14 protein-coding genes are annotated in these 13,506 nt (G+C 60.2%); 8 read left to right on the top strand and 6 right to left on the bottom strand.

Going from position 1 to position 13,506, the window contains the following annotated elements; translation table 11 throughout:
• Position 1: 1 nt before the first annotated feature.
• The 7 genes from ACP7E0_RS12180 to ACP7E0_RS12150 all read left to right on the top strand — a co-directional run bounded on the left by ACP7E0_RS12180 (position 2) and on the right by ACP7E0_RS12150 (position 6,304).
• Positions 2-1,903: a potassium transporter Kup gene (locus ACP7E0_RS12180; RefSeq protein ID WP_426125172.1), complete on the top strand. Its 1,902-nt coding sequence runs from the start codon at positions 2-4 to the stop codon at positions 1,901-1,903.
• Between the two features lie 251 nt (positions 1,904-2,154).
• Entirely contained in the window at positions 2,155-3,333 is a 1,179-nt protein-coding gene (locus ACP7E0_RS12175; RefSeq protein ID WP_426125170.1) for a cell wall hydrolase, read from the top strand.
• 291 nt (positions 3,334-3,624) lie between these two features.
• Entirely contained in the window at positions 3,625-3,990 is a 366-nt protein-coding gene (locus ACP7E0_RS12170) for an AtpZ/AtpI family protein (protein WP_426125168.1), read from the top strand.
• A gap of 62 nt (positions 3,991-4,052) precedes the next feature.
• Positions 4,053-4,814 carry a F0F1 ATP synthase subunit A gene (locus ACP7E0_RS12165; RefSeq protein ID WP_426125166.1) on the top strand — a complete coding sequence of 254 codons (762 nt, stop codon included), beginning with the start codon at positions 4,053-4,055 and terminating at the stop codon, positions 4,812-4,814.
• 82 nt (positions 4,815-4,896) lie between these two features.
• Positions 4,897-5,124 (top strand): F0F1 ATP synthase subunit C, encoded by a 228-nt coding sequence (locus ACP7E0_RS12160; protein WP_056332699.1) that lies wholly within the window; start codon positions 4,897-4,899, stop codon positions 5,122-5,124.
• Between the two features lie 72 nt (positions 5,125-5,196).
• The gene (locus ACP7E0_RS12155; protein ID WP_426125163.1) at positions 5,197-5,802 is read left to right on the top strand and encodes a F0F1 ATP synthase subunit B; all 606 of its coding nucleotides are present in this window, start codon (positions 5,197-5,199) and stop codon (positions 5,800-5,802) included.
• Positions 5,803-5,812: 10 nt separating this feature from the next.
• The gene (locus tag ACP7E0_RS12150) at positions 5,813-6,304 is read left to right on the top strand and encodes a F0F1 ATP synthase subunit B (protein ID WP_426125161.1); all 492 of its coding nucleotides are present in this window, start codon (positions 5,813-5,815) and stop codon (positions 6,302-6,304) included.
• Positions 6,305-6,481: 177 nt separating this feature from the next.
• Here the strand turns inward: ACP7E0_RS12150 and ACP7E0_RS12145 are convergent, their stop codons facing one another.
• From ACP7E0_RS12145 to ACP7E0_RS12135, 3 genes are all read right to left on the bottom strand, one after another.
• Positions 6,482-6,793, bottom strand: a complete 312-nt coding sequence (locus ACP7E0_RS12145) for a hypothetical protein (RefSeq protein ID WP_426125159.1) — start codon at positions 6,791-6,793, stop codon at positions 6,482-6,484.
• Positions 6,794-6,983: 190 nt separating this feature from the next.
• A complete protein-coding gene (locus ACP7E0_RS12140; protein WP_426125157.1) occupies positions 6,984-7,667 on the bottom strand; it encodes a ribonuclease HII in 684 nt (227 codons plus the stop codon).
• A gap of 150 nt (positions 7,668-7,817) precedes the next feature.
• Positions 7,818-8,975 (bottom strand): PA0069 family radical SAM protein, encoded by a 1,158-nt coding sequence (locus tag ACP7E0_RS12135; protein ID WP_426125155.1) that lies wholly within the window; start codon positions 8,973-8,975, stop codon positions 7,818-7,820.
• Between the two features lie 239 nt (positions 8,976-9,214).
• Here ACP7E0_RS12135 and ACP7E0_RS12130 point away from each other — a divergent pair, with 239 nt between their 5' ends.
• Positions 9,215-9,751 carry a glycosyl transferase gene (locus ACP7E0_RS12130; protein ID WP_426125323.1) on the top strand — a complete coding sequence of 179 codons (537 nt, stop codon included), beginning with the start codon at positions 9,215-9,217 and terminating at the stop codon, positions 9,749-9,751.
• 331 nt (positions 9,752-10,082) lie between these two features.
• Here the strand turns inward: ACP7E0_RS12130 and moaB are convergent, their stop codons facing one another.
• Genes moaB through ACP7E0_RS12115 form a run of 3 tightly spaced genes read right to left on the bottom strand, consistent with a single transcriptional unit; the run spans position 10,083 to position 13,389 of the window.
• Entirely contained in the window at positions 10,083-10,625 is a 543-nt protein-coding gene (gene moaB / locus ACP7E0_RS12125; RefSeq protein ID WP_426125153.1) for a molybdenum cofactor biosynthesis protein B, read from the bottom strand.
• A complete protein-coding gene (locus ACP7E0_RS12120) occupies positions 10,612-11,544 on the bottom strand; it encodes a 4-(cytidine 5'-diphospho)-2-C-methyl-D-erythritol kinase (RefSeq protein ID WP_426125151.1) in 933 nt (310 codons plus the stop codon). Before ACP7E0_RS12120 ends, moaB begins: the two co-directional genes overlap by 14 nt.
• Before the next feature lie 12 nt (positions 11,545-11,556).
• Entirely contained in the window at positions 11,557-13,389 is a 1,833-nt protein-coding gene (locus tag ACP7E0_RS12115) for a tetratricopeptide repeat protein (protein WP_426125150.1), read from the bottom strand.
• Positions 13,390-13,506: the final 117 nt, after the last annotated feature.

The following is a 13,506-nucleotide window of genomic DNA, read 5'->3' as shown; positions in this document are numbered from 1 at the left end:
GATGTCTCATTCTGCAGCTAAACCCGGGACGCGCGACAAGGAAATACGGAAGCTTCTGGCTCTGTCCCTTGGTTCGATCGGCGTTGTCTATGGCGATATCGGCACCAGCCCGCTTTACGCATTTCGCGAAGCCCTGCGCCCGGTTTCCGCTGATGGCGTGACCCGTCTGGAGATCATCGGCCTGATCTCGCTGATGATCTGGACGCTGACCATCATCGTCACCCTGAAATACGTGCTGTTCCTGCTGCGCGCCGACAACAACGGCGAAGGCGGCACGCTGTCGCTGCTCGCGCTCTTGATGAAATATTCCAGCAAGCGCGCCAACCGGCTGTTCTTCCTCGGCATCGCAGGTGCCGCCCTGTTCATCGGCGATGCGATCATCGCGCCCGCCCTGTCCGTACTCTCGGCGGTCGAAGGCCTGAAACTGGTGACGCCGGCGCTGTCGCCCTATGTGGTGCCGATCTCGGTGGTCATCCTGCTCCTGCTCTTTGCCGTGCAATCGCGCGGCACGGCGGCGGTGTCGAAATTCTTCGGCCCGATCATGGCTCTGTGGTTCATTGTTCTGGCCGTCGCCGGCGTCAGCCACATCACCGATGACTACGGCATCCTGGCCGCGTTCAATCCCTATTATGCCGTTCATTTCTTGATTCACGCCGGCTACGTCGGCATTGTTGTGCTCGGCGCGGTGTTCCTGACGGTCACCGGTGCCGAGGCGCTTTACGCCGACCTTGGTCATTTCGGCCGCAAGCCCATCCAGTGGGCGTGGATCGGCCTCGTCTTTCCGGCACTGGCACTGAACTATCTGGGGCAGGGCGCTCTGGTTCTGAAACATCCGGAAGCGATGTCCGACCCGTTCTACCTGATGTTTCCGGAATGGGCGCTGCTGCCGGTCGTCATTCTCGCCACCTGCGCCACGATCATCGCCGCCCAGGCCGTCATCACCGGCGCCTTCTCGCTGACCCGCCAGGCGATCCATCTCGGCTTCCTGCCGCGCATGGCGATCTTCCACACATCCGAAACTCAGACTGGCCAGATTTATCTTCCCAACGTCAACATGCTGTTGATGTTCGGCGTCATGCTGCTGGTCTTCGTCTTCGGCTCGTCTGAATCGCTGGCGACCGCCTACGGTATTTCCGTCACCGGCGCGATGGTCGTCGATACGTTCCTGGCCTATGAGTTCGTCCGGGTGCGCTGGCGGTGGCCGCTCTATCTGGCGATTGGCACCCTGCTGCCGCTTCTCATGTTGGAAATGATCTTCTTCGGCGCCAACATGCTGAAGATCCATGACGGTGGCTATGTGCCGGTGCTGATCGCGGCCGCCATCATCATCATCATGTGGACATGGCGGCGCGGCACCAAGATCCTGCATGACAAGACGCGGCATACCGATATCCCGCTCGCCTCCTTCGTCAAATCGATCGAGCGCAAGAGCGAACATGCGCCCGTCTCGGTGCCGGGAACGGCGATCTTCCTGACCAGCGATCCCGAATCGACGCCGGCAGCGCTCTTACACAATATCAAGCACAACCACGTGCTCCACGCGCAGAACTTCATCCTGACGATCCGCACGTTGAATACGCCTATCGTGCCCAAGGACCAGCGTGTCACCGCGAGCAGCCTGTCGGAGCGCTTCAGCCTGCTGGAAATGCGCTTCGGCTACATGGAAACCCAGAACGTCTCGCAGGCGCTCGGCCTGTTCCGCAAGACCGGGTTGAAGTTCGACATCATGTCGACCTCGTTCTATCTGGGACGGCGCAAGCTGGTGCCGGATGCGCAATCGGGTATGCCGCACTGGCAGGACAGGCTGTTCATCGGCCTTGCCAATGCCGCCATCGACCCATCCGACTATTTCCGCCTGCCGACCAATCGCGTGGTGGAACTGGGCTCGCACGTCATCATCTGATCGAGGACAAGCCACCAAAACGCTTCCTGCGCCTATGGCCGGGAGGCGTATTGCGTTCCAGACCCCGCATTCCGGGCAGGTCTTATTAACCAACCATCAAGGTTAATGCTTCATTGTCATGACAGTTGAAGCGGTAAACGCGCGATTGAGCGCGACGTCATCGCTTGTCCGATTCACTTTCGCGGGGAAAGACGGTCCGGGTATTTCTGCCGGATGGAGACCCGCGTCTGTCAGTGCGTGGAGTACGGTTGGTGCGTAAGAGTAAAGTGTTGCGTTTCCCGTCCGGTTTGCCGTCTGCGCGCTGGACTGCCCCCTTGATGCTTGGCATCGGTCTCTTCGTCGGCTTTCCCTCTGTGTCCGCCCATTCCGATCTCGCCACCTTCCTCTCCGGTATCAATCGCAGCGGCGAACGCTGGCGCATGCACATGACCCGCTCGCCGGCAGGCTCGCTGCACGAGGTCGAGATGGTCTTCAACGATCCGGTCATCACCGGCGCGATCGGCGACGGGGCGGGGATCGACATGCCGGGCGGTGGCAAGGTCTCTCTGACCGCCGAGCAGAAACAGGCCGATCCGCGCACGGACGAAGACCGGGTCAATCGCAAGGACAAGAAGGGCCGCATCATCGCCGTGGCGCCGGTGACGCCGCCGAAGGATTTTACCGCAGGCTCTATCCTGCAGCGCACCAGCTCGTTGACCGACCCTTTGTTCGACGCCGAGGACCGGATGGTCTTTTCCAAATCCGAGATCAAGGGCAAGGAAATCAAGATCGCCACGGCCTTCTACAAGAAGAAGGCACCGAAGATTGATCCCGGCATGTCGCCGATGCTGGCCAGCCTGGTGACCAACCAGTCGGCCGATATCCTGGCCACGGCCTACGCGCCGGCGGAGCCTGACTACTCTCGCCAGTCGCCGTTCGATTCGATCCTGCGGGAAAACAACACCGGTGGCCGCTTCATTCCCGATATCGCGCCTGAAGATCATGCCTGGGCCGCCAATCCGCTGCCTGCCACCGTTTTTTCTGAGGCGGAACAGAAATGCCTGACATCGGGCATCTATTTCGAATCGCGCGGTGAAACGCTGAAAGGCCAGGCGGCCGTCGCCCAGGTCATTCTCAACCGCGTCCGCAATCCCGCCTATCCATCGACGATCTGCGGTGTCGTTTATCAGAACAAGGGTTGGTACAACCGGTGCCAGTTCTCGTTTGCCTGCGACCGGATTCCCGATATCGTCTGGTCGCGCTCCGCTTGGGCGACGGCCAAGGAAATTGCCCTTGCGGTAACCGCCGGCAAGATCTGGTTCCCCGAAGTCGGTTCTGCGACGCACTATCATGCGACGTATGTGAAGCCTGACTGGGGTCCAACGATGAAGCGGGTCTCCAAGATCGGTAAGCACATCTTCTACCGCACCTATGGCGGCGGATGGAGCTGATAGCTTGTATATTGGCAGCGGTCGGGCGGACTCATTCCTGTGATGGTCCGGCAAAGCTCCAAGTGATTCCCCGCGAATCCGGCTAAGCCTTCGCTTCGATCCCGTAAGGCAATGTTTTTATTGAATAATATTGTTCCCTAACAAGGGCTGTAGGTGCCTTGACTATGCAGGCCCCTAAAACTATGTTGCGGCCGACTTCAGAACGGGCCGAGCGGTGGCTTCAAATCCGGCCTTTGTGTGACCGAGCTCATGGTTTATCACCGTGACGGGCAGCAAAAGGGAGGACGCCACATGACGGATAACCGGAAAGAGGGTCTGGAAGATCGGCTGAAACGCCTCGGTTCCGAGTTGTCTGAAAAGCGCAAGGAAGATCCGAAATATGTTGCGGACGAGGCGCGGGCCGCCGAGAACCGCAGGGGCTATCGGGTCGCCGTGAAGCTTTCGAGCGAATTTGTGGCGGCCATCATTGTCGGTGCACTTCTGGGCTATCTTTTGGACCATTTTGCGGGTACAGGGCCGTGGGGGATGATCATACTTCTCCTGCTTGGTTTTTGTGCCGGTGTGCTGAACGTCTTGCGTTCGGCGGGCATGGTAGCAACGCCTCATCCCGCGGATCAGCTGGGCAAGGGCATCAAGAACAAGAGTGACGACGCGTAAACGCGCTGTTGTCGCAGGTTGAAATATCCGCCCTTGGCGGTTTGTAACGAGAGAGAGCAGCTGTGGCAGGCGATAAGGTAGATCCGGTACACCAGTTTGTGGTCAACAAGATCATTCCGATCGAAATTGGCGGTATTGATTTCTCTTTCACCAATGCATCGCTGTTCATGGTGGCAACGCTGGCCGTTGCCACGGCATTCCTCTACTTCACGACGTCGACGCGCAGCCTGGTTCCCGGCCGCATGCAGTCCGTCTCCGAGATTTCCTATGAGTTCATCGCCTCGATGCTGCGCGAAGGCGCTGGCTCCCACGGCATGAAATTCTTCCCGATGGTGTTCTCGCTGTTCATGTTCATTCTGACAGCAAACATGCTCGGCATGGTTCCCTACTTTTTCACAGTTACCAGCCAGATCGTCGTGACCTTTGCGCTTGCGCTCTTCGTCATCGGCACTGTTCTGGTCTACGGTTTCTATAAGCACGGCCTTGGCTTCCTCAATGTGTTCGTGCCCTCTGGCGTACCCGGTATCCTTCTGCCTTTGGTTATTGCAATCGAAGTGATCTCCTTCCTGTCCCGTCCGATCAGCCTTTCGGTTCGTCTCTTTGCGAACATGCTGGCCGGCCACATCACGCTGAAAGTGTTCGCAGGCTTCGTCGCCTCGCTCGGAACCCTCGGCGCGCTGGGCATCGGTGGTGCGATCCTTCCGCTCATCATGACCGTGGCCCTTACGGGTCTCGAATTCCTCGTGTCCTTCCTCCAGGCCTATGTCTTTGCGGTGCTGACTTGCATGTACCTCAACGACGCAGTGCATCCGGGCGGACACTAAGGAATAAAGTCGTGGGCCTGGCCGGTTTCGACCGGCCAAGGCACCAAAATTAGCCGCAACAACCATTTCGAAGGAGAAAATCATGGAAGCGGAAGCAGCAAAGTACATCGGCGCAGGTCTCGCTTGCCTCGGTATGGCCGGCACGGCTCTCGGCCTCGGCAACATTTTCGGTAGCTACCTGTCGGGCGCCCTGCGCAACCCGTCGGCAGCAGACAGCCAGTTCGGCCGTCTCGTATTCGGCTTCGCCGTTACGGAAGCTCTGGGCATCTTCTCGCTGCTCGTAGCTCTGCTTCTCCTTTTCGCCGTCTAAGTTCGGCTTGAAGGCAGGGCCGCGGTTTCAAGTCGCGGCCCGCATCTTTTCTGAGTGCACCTGGAGGTGAGCATGTTTGTGACCGCGGCATACGCCCAGTCAACCACCACCGAAGGCGCAGAGACCCACGACGCCGCTGCCGGCGAGGTCCACACCGAAACCGGTGTAGCCCATGAAGGCGGACATGGCTCGGGAGTGTTCCCGCCCTTCGATACTTCGACATTCGCATCGCAGCTTCTCTGGCTGGCGATTACCTTCGGTCTTTTCTACCTTCTGATGTCGAAGGTCGTCATGCCGCGCATCGGCAGCATTCTTGAGACGCGTAACGACACGATCGCACGCGACCTCGACGATGCCGCCCGCTCGAAGGCAGAGGCGGATGCAGCCATTGCTGCCTACGAACAGGAACTGGCCGCTGCCAAGGCCAAGGGCAACGCGATCGCATCGACTGCGCGCGAAGCTGCAAAGGCAAAGGCTACTGCCGATCGCACTGCGGTCGAAGTCAGCCTGAACAACAAGATTTCCGCTGCCGAAGCCCGTATCGCCGATATCAAGACGAAGGCTCTGGCCGACGTTGGTGCGATCGCCGAGGAAACTGCGGCCGCCGTCGTCGAGCAGTTGATCGGCGGCAAGGTATCGAAGGCCGAGATCGCATCCGCGGTCAAAGCGGCGAAGTAAGGAGAGCATCATGGATTTGACCTCACTGGCCACATTCTGGGCCACAGTCGGCTTGGTGCTTTTCCTCGCTCTCATCGTATACCTGAAGGTTCCGGGCATGCTGGCAAAGTCGCTCGACGAGCGCGCTGGCCGCATCACCAACGAACTGGCCGAAGCCAAGCGCCTGCGCGCAGAAGCGCAAGCGCTGCTCGTCGAATACCAGCGCAAGCGCAAGGAAGCCGAAGCCGAAGCTGCCAACATCGTTGCCGCTGCTGAACGCGAAGCTGAAATGCTGACTGCCGAAGCCAAGCAGAAGACCGACGAATTCGTCGCCCGCCGCACGGCTCTGTCGGAACAGAAGATCAAACAGGCCGAAACCGACGCCATCAACTCGGTTCGCGCCACCGCCGTCGATATCGCCATTGCTGCCGCCGAAAGCGTCATCACGGCAAAGTCGGATGCGGCAACCCAGGCCGCCCTGTTCGCCAAGGCGATCGGCGACGTGAAGACCCGCCTGAACTGAACGACTGCATCATAAAGATTTGAAAAGGCTGGCGCGCGCCGGCCTTTTTTGTGCCTGCCTTTTTGTTATTGCGAAGCCGCCTGCCGGGAGAGGTGTGCCTGTGACGGTGGGCTGAAGAGAGCTGGTATGTGCCTCTCGTCCAGCAAAAGCCACCGGCAGCCGGATGCGCCCAGCTTTTTAGTTGCTGGTGCTTGCCGTCGGCGCCATGGTCAGGCAGGCCTGTTCGAACTCCTGCATCGTCTCTGCGCTGTTATCGCCGGGCAGGACTGCGTCGGTTGCCATATTGCCCGCATCATCCGGCGTCCCGTCGTCGTAGACGAACGACTGGATGTAATAGGCAAGCCCGCCCTTCCAGACCTTTCGGCCATCGATATCCTTACAGCTATAGGCAGTCTGAAGATCCGATTGCAATGCGTCCGCGGTCGGCTCTTGCGCAGCGGGAACGCTGGTCGCTGTTGTGGCGGCGAGGAAGATCAAGCCAAAAAACACGGTTTAAAACCTTTCGAGGGAATCGCGGGTGCATGTTGATTTTGATTCTATAACCCGTCCGCCTGGCTGTTTGTTACCGGGGGCACGCCGCGCACAAGAAAAACCGCAGCTGTGCTTTTGACGTCAATAACAAAAAGGGAAACGCAGGGCGCAGGCCCTTGTTCCAAGACTGCGCCAGTCATCCCAAGGGTCAGCCCGGCAATTCCTCGTCCGTTGTTTCAACGCCGTCCTGCCGCAATGGCCGGAAGCTCATCCGGTGCAGCGGGCAGGGGCCATGATCGTCGATGGCGTTGCGGTGGCGCCGCGTAGCATAACCGGCATGGGTGGAAAACCCATAGGCGGGAAAAACCAGATGGGCGCGGGTCATCATCCGGTCGCGCGAAACCTTGGCAATGATCGAGGCCGCCGCGATCGACAGCGAGCGGGCATCGCCCTTGACGACCGCCTTGCCTACACAGGCAAGCCCAGGTGGTATGTCGCGGCCATCCGCCAGCACCAGGGCCGGAGCCACGCACAGGCCAAAGACTGCCCGCCGCATGGCATCGAGGCTCGCCTTGCGGATATCCGTGTCATCGATCCTGCCGGCAGCAGACGAGGCGATGGAGACGATGGAGGACGAGAGGATGAGATCGAACAATTCCTCGCGCCGGGCGATCGACAGCTGCTTGCTGTCGTTCAAGCCGTCCGGAATGTTGTCGGGATCGAGAATGACGGCAGCGGCAACGACGGGGCCGGCCAACGGGCCGCGTCCGGCCTCATCGGTGCCTGCGACCGGCCAAAGCCCATCGCGGCGCCCGGCCAGCTCGAAGCTGAAGTCGGGACCTTCAATAGTGTCGAAAAGAAAGGGGGAATCGGGCGGTGTGCGTCGTGACATGCGGCGAAACTCGCACACATGCCCGATTCCCTGCAAGTCCTTCGGCAATGAGGCGGTTGCCGGAGGATGACCGTTGCTGTCTCGGGGCAGGAAACAGCATCGGTATTCCGATTTCCGGGATCGATCCCGGAAAAACCCTTGAGCGTTGCGTTAGAGCAGCGACAGCTGAACGCCGGTCCCGAGTGGCGGAACGAAAAGATCGCAGTTCAGCGGGCGCCTCGTGACATTCAGTTCCAGCCGCTTGGCCGCCAGCTCGAAACGGCGGCCGATCTGCCAGGCATAGGGACCGGCACCCTTCATGCGCTTGCCGAACTCGGCATCGTAATCCTTGCCGCCGCGCATCGAGCGGACCAGCGACATGACGTGGCGGTAGCGATCCGGATAGTTACGCAGCAGCCAGTCGCGAAACAGCGGGCTGACTTCGAGTGGCAGGCGCAGCAGCACGTAGCTCGCATGCGTCGCACCGGCCGTCTTGCCCGCGTCCAGCACCCGTTCGATCTCATGGTCGTTGAGGGCCGGGATGACCGGTGCCATCATCACCGTTGCGGGAATGCCGGCCTCTGTCAGCGCCTTGATCGCTTCCAGCCGCTTGGACGGTGTCGAGGCCCGTGGTTCCATCAGCCGGGCAAGCTTTCGGTCGAGCGTCGTCACCGACAGGCCGACCTTCGCCAGCCCCTTCTCGGCCATCGGCGCCAGGATATCGATATCGCGCATGACCATCGCCGATTTGGTGACGATCATGACAGGATGATCGGCGCCTTTGAGAACCTCAAGGATCTGGCGCATGATCCGCCATTCCTTCTCGATCGGCTGGTAGGGGTCGGTATTAGTGCCGATGGCGATAGGGCGCACCTTGTAGCCGGGCTTGGCCAGCTCCCGCTCCAGAAGCTTTGCGGCATCCGGCTTGGCAAACAGCTTTGCCTCGAAATCGAGCCCCGGCGACAGTCCCATATAGGCGTGGGTCGGGCGGGCGAAGCAATAGATGCAGCCGTGCTCGCATCCCCGGTAAGGATTGACGGAACGGTCGAAGGGAATGTCGGGCGAATCGTTGCGGCTGATGATCGATCGGGGCTTTTCGATCTGAACTTCGGTCTTGAAGACCGGCAGATCCTCCAGGGAATCCCAGCCGTCATCCTCGAGTTGCCGCGATAGGGGTTCGAACCGCCCGGACGAATTGATCGCAGCACCCCGGCCGCGCCGCCGGTCGATCTCGATGCGCAGCCCGGAGCTGGCAATCATCGCTTCGGCCATATCTGCCGTATTGGCAGGCGCCAAAGCACCCTGCCTGATCTGAGACAGCTCGTTCATGGGTTTCTCCGGGGACAGGTCCTTGCAGACGTTCCGATATCCTCTGATTATTTTCCTATCGCGAAAATGAGAACAATGCAAGAACAAAATCGACGGAATGATTTGGACATTGCCGATCTGGCGTCAGCGCGGGGGCATTTCTGGGTTCGTTTGCGCTCGTATTCATCATGAATGAAAAGTTAATCGTCTGGGAACGATGGCTTTGTGGAAATTCCGTGTGCAATGCGGTATGGACGGCAATGCTGACGATCATCATGGAAACCCGCGACAATGAGGCTGAACTTGCGCAGACGCTGTCGGTGCTGGTTGCAGGCGCCGTGGAGGGCCTTGTCAGCGACGTGATCATTCTGGATCACGGTTCGAAGGATGGCTCCAGCCGCGTCGCAGATGCCGCGGGTGCCCGCTTCTGCACAAGTTGGGACATGAAGGAGATCGTCCTGTCCGCGCGCGGCGATTGGCTGCTTTTGCTCGAAGCGGGCGCCCGGCCCGCGGGACGATGGATCGACGATGTCGCCGAATACATGTCGCTGAATAAGACGCCGGCCCGGTTTTCCCCCTCCCGCCTGCACCGCAGGCCGTTTCTGCAGCGCGTGATGAAACGGACAGCCCCCCTGGAGCTGGGATTGCTGTTGTCACGCCAGCTGGCCACGGCAATGGCTAGGCCGTCGACGCCGCTTAGTGACTTTGCCAATGGCCGGGCCGTGCGCAGGCTTGGCAGCGAACTGGTGCCGGCATGGGTTGCCATTGGCAATCGCCCGGGTGTCGAAAACCCGTAGACTGAAAAAGAGCAGGCCCTCTCGGACCTGCCCTGCCGTCATTGAAAAATCCTAGTGAAAATGGCTTGCCGCGTGGCGCCAGCCAACGCGTCGTATCGCCTTGCGCGGCAGCCTTCAAAATACAAGGCCCGCCGCATTCCTGCTCAGAGTGGTTGTCGTGTTTTGGAAATCAATGCTGCTGATGTCGCGGGAGGCCGGTTGCCCAGGTCGATACGGCTGACATCTTGACCCCCTCATTCCGTCTCCCGCTGAAGACAGTCTTACTATGAGGATTTCTGGCGCGCTGTTCCAAATGGAACAGGGTAAATTAGATACCACTAAATAACTGAGGTCAGCCGCGCTTCAGGTGCTCGTCCAGCCTTGGCATGATCTCGACGAAGTTGCAGGGCATATGCCGGTAGTCGAGCTGCTGTTTCAGGATGCCGTCCCAGGCATCGCGGCAGGCGCCGGGGGAGCCGGGGAGCACGAAGATGAAGGTGGCGTTGGCGACACCGCCGGTGGCGCGCGACTGGATCGTCGAGGTGCCGATCTTGTCGTAGGAAATCCGGTGGAAGACTTCGGAAAAGCCGTCCATGCGCTTCTCGAACAAGGGCTCCAGCGCTTCCGGCGTGACGTCACGCCCGGTAAAGCCCGTGCCGCCGGTGGTGATCACCACGTCGATCGTGTCGGTGAGCGTCCAGGCTTTGACCTGTGCCGCAATTCTCTGCTTGTCATCCGGTACGATAGCGCGGGCTTCAAGCCGGTGGCCGGCATCGGTGATGCGGGCAACGAGCGTGTCGCCGGAACGGTCGTCAGCGAGCGTGCGGGTATCGGAAACCGTCAGAACCGCGATGCTGACCGGAACGAAGGGTCTTTTCTCCTTAGTCTCGGTCATCGTGGTCTTCCTCTCCATGGACGCTGTTGCAGGCCAGAACGTACCAGTTGGAGTGTTGTCTGGAAAGAACGGCCGCTGCCGCGTCGCGGGCTTCGGTGCTTGCATAGAGGCCAAAGCAGGAGGCACCCGATCCGGACATTCGGAAGAAAGAGGCGCCGGTCAGACCAAGCGCCTCGGAGACCGCTCCGATCTGCGGCTCTAGATCGCGGGCAGGCGGCTCCAGATCGTTGCGCAGGTCTTTCAGCACATCAATCCAACCGTCACGCGATGGCCTGCCTGGTGGTGTCATAAGCGGCGGCTTGGTCTTGTCCCTCAGCCGCTTGAAAATCACCGGTGTCGAGACCGCTTTCAGCGGATTGACGATCAGCATGGGAAAGGACGGAAAATCGGTCACCGTCTGGATGTCTTCCCCGATGCCGCGGGCGATTAGAGGCCGCCCGTGAAGGCACATTGGCACATCGGCGCCCAGTTTCAGCGCTATTTGCTGCAGGCTGCTGCGATCGATGGGAGCCTGCCATAGGTCCAGCAATCCGAGAAGTGTCGCCGCCGCATCCGCCGAGCCGCCACCGATACCGGAAGCGACCGGCAGGTTCTTTTCGAGATGGAGATGGACCGATGCGGCCCTGATGCCCTTTTCGCTGAGATGGGCGCGCAATAGGTCGCGCGCCTTGAGCACTAGGTTCCCTGCCGTAGCATGACCCGTAAGTGGCAGATCAACGGAAAAGCGGCCGGAAATGGTAAACCGGTCTTCATCGGAAAGAGCAAAGCCGATGCGGTCTCCCGCATCGGCAAAGGTCACGAGGCTTTCCAGCAGGTGATAGCCGTCGGCCCGCTGGCCGACCACATGCAGTGCCAAGTTGATTTTCGCCGGCGCGATCCGCGTCAGCGAAAATCCAGAAATACCATCCTCAATTGCCATTGAAAGGCGGGATCAGGATTTCTTGCCGGCAGCAACGTCCGGAGCCACCTTCTTCGGCTGGGTTTCCCCCGCTTCAGCGGCAGCCGGAACCTTGGCCTCAATCGGCGGCAGGCCGCTTTCGATCTTCGCCTTGATCTTCGGGATTTCCGCTTCCTCGGGCTTCAGCGCCAGCGTCTGGTTCCACTGGAAGACTGCTTCCAGCTTGCGGCCGACACGCCAATAGGCATCGCCGAGATGGTCGTTGATGGTGGCATCGCCGGCCATCAGTTCGACGGCGCGCTCCAGTTCGCCAACGGCGTCATCGAAGCGGCCCATCCGGAAATAGGCCCAGCCGAGCGAATCGACGATGTAACCGTCATCCGGCTTCAGATCGACCGCCTTGCGGATCATGCCGAGGCCTTCTTCAAGGTTGATGTTCATATCGACCCAGGAATAGCCGAGATAATTCAGCACCTGCGGCTGGTCGGGGTTGAGGTCCAGCGCCTTCTTGAAGCTCGGCTCGGCCTTGTCCCACATCTTCTGGCGCTCATAGGCAATGCCGCGCTGGAAGAAGATCGTCCAGTCGCTGCGCTGCGGAACCGGGCCGATCGCCTCGACGGCGCGGTCGTAGACCAGACCCATTTCCTTGTAGTCCTTGGCATCCGACAGCACGCTGCCATAGGCGAGGTAGCTGCGCACGTCCTTCGGATCGAGCTCGATCAGTTCCTTCAGATGCTGCTTGGCCTCATCGACCTTGCCGATCGAGGCAAGGCTGAGGCCGAGCTGCATTTCCGACAGGCGCCGCATCGGCGAATTTTCCGGCACGCTCTTGTAGAGCGCGATGGCCCGCTCGGGCTTTTTCAGGTTTTCGGCGATGCCGCCGAGCATGACGAGGATATCGGCGCTTTCCGGATCCAGCGCCCGGGCCGTCTGCAGGTAGAGCGAGACGATGTCTTCCGCGCCGTCGCGGTTGAGCGCCGCACCGATCGAAAACAGCACGGCGGCGGCACCTTGCGTGGCGCTACGGACCTGCTGTTCCTGCGGCTTGCCCTCTTCGATGCTGGTGCGCAGCGCCTTCAGCGGTGCATAATTGTTGATAAAGCCCTCGCCAACAGAAACCGCGTCAAGCGCCTTCTGCTTGTTGCCGTCGCGGGCCTCAAGCTTTGCCAGTGCAACGACGGCACGCATGAACGTGTCGGGGGCAGCGGCGCCGCCTTCGCGGTCGAGAACCGCGTCGTTCAGCTTCGAGCGGGCCGTGGACTTGTCGCCGGCGGCCAGCGCAATGGCGCCCTGATGGTAGGACTTGAAGATGCGGAACCATTCCGGCCCTTCCATCGCTTGAATCTCGGCGATGGCATCCTTCGGCTTGCCTTCGCCAGCCTTTGCCCAGCCGAGCAACAGGCCGTTCATCAGTCGGTCAAGATCGTTCGGGCCTTCGTAGTTGAGGATTTTCTGCGCGTGGCGATATTCGCGCTTGCGGATCGCCTCAACGGCACGGGTGATCGTGGTGATGCGCTCGACGGAACTGTCGGTCTTCAACTCTTCGGCAATCTTCGCGCCGCCGTCGAAATCGCCGTTCATCAGCGAGGTGATCATCAGGCGCTGCTTGACGTCGACATTGTCCGGTTCGAATTCCAGCGCCGTGCGGTAGAGCTTGGTCGCCGTGTCGAGATCGTGATCGACATCGGCCGTGCGGGCAGCGAGAAACGCGCCGGAGAAGGTGTTGACCGAATTCAGATCGAAGGGCTTGCTTTCTTCCACCGCTGGCTTGGCTTCCTCGGCAAAGCTCGGGGCCACGCCGGAAAACGACGCCAGGGCCAGGAAGGCAGCGCCGCTAAGCAGGCGAAGAAGGTGTTTTTGCCGCATGACAAGCCTTTCGTTACGAGCGGCGCCCCTTGGCGCCGACACCGGATTCGCGCGGAATCAGTCCCAGATCAATAACGCATAACCCGGCAAACCGGAATCGGTTTGAACGCAAGCCAA

This window comes from Pararhizobium sp. PWRC1-1, assembly GCF_049897905.1.
Taxonomy (GTDB): Bacteria; Pseudomonadota; Alphaproteobacteria; order Rhizobiales; family Rhizobiaceae; genus Pararhizobium.
The sequence above is the reverse complement of the archived record's forward strand: the minus strand, read 5'-3'. Positions and strand labels throughout refer to the sequence as shown.

Excerpts from the sequence above, each read along its gene's own strand:
- ACP7E0_RS12150 (WP_426125161.1), top strand. The coding sequence starts at position 5,813 with ATGGATTTGACCTCACTGGCCACATTCTGGGCCACAGTCGGCTTGGTG.
- ACP7E0_RS12180 (WP_426125172.1), top strand. The coding sequence starts at position 2 with ATGTCTCATTCTGCAGCTAAACCCGGGACGCGCGACAAGGAAATACGG.
- ACP7E0_RS12115 (WP_426125150.1), bottom strand. The coding sequence starts at position 13,389 with ATGCGGCAAAAACACCTTCTTCGCCTGCTTAGCGGCGCTGCCTTCCTG.
- ACP7E0_RS12140 (WP_426125157.1), bottom strand. The coding sequence starts at position 7,667 with ATGTCACGACGCACACCGCCCGATTCCCCCTTTCTTTTCGACACTATT.
- ACP7E0_RS12170 (WP_426125168.1), top strand. The coding sequence starts at position 3,625 with ATGACGGATAACCGGAAAGAGGGTCTGGAAGATCGGCTGAAACGCCTC.
- ACP7E0_RS12130 (WP_426125323.1), top strand. The coding sequence starts at position 9,215 with ATGCTGACGATCATCATGGAAACCCGCGACAATGAGGCTGAACTTGCG.
- ACP7E0_RS12160 (WP_056332699.1), top strand. The coding sequence starts at position 4,897 with ATGGAAGCGGAAGCAGCAAAGTACATCGGCGCAGGTCTCGCTTGCCTC.
- moaB (WP_426125153.1), bottom strand. The coding sequence starts at position 10,625 with ATGACCGAGACTAAGGAGAAAAGACCCTTCGTTCCGGTCAGCATCGCG.
- ACP7E0_RS12135 (WP_426125155.1), bottom strand. The coding sequence starts at position 8,975 with ATGAACGAGCTGTCTCAGATCAGGCAGGGTGCTTTGGCGCCTGCCAAT.
- ACP7E0_RS12155 (WP_426125163.1), top strand. The coding sequence starts at position 5,197 with ATGTTTGTGACCGCGGCATACGCCCAGTCAACCACCACCGAAGGCGCA.
- ACP7E0_RS12120 (WP_426125151.1), bottom strand. The coding sequence starts at position 11,544 with ATGGCAATTGAGGATGGTATTTCTGGATTTTCGCTGACGCGGATCGCG.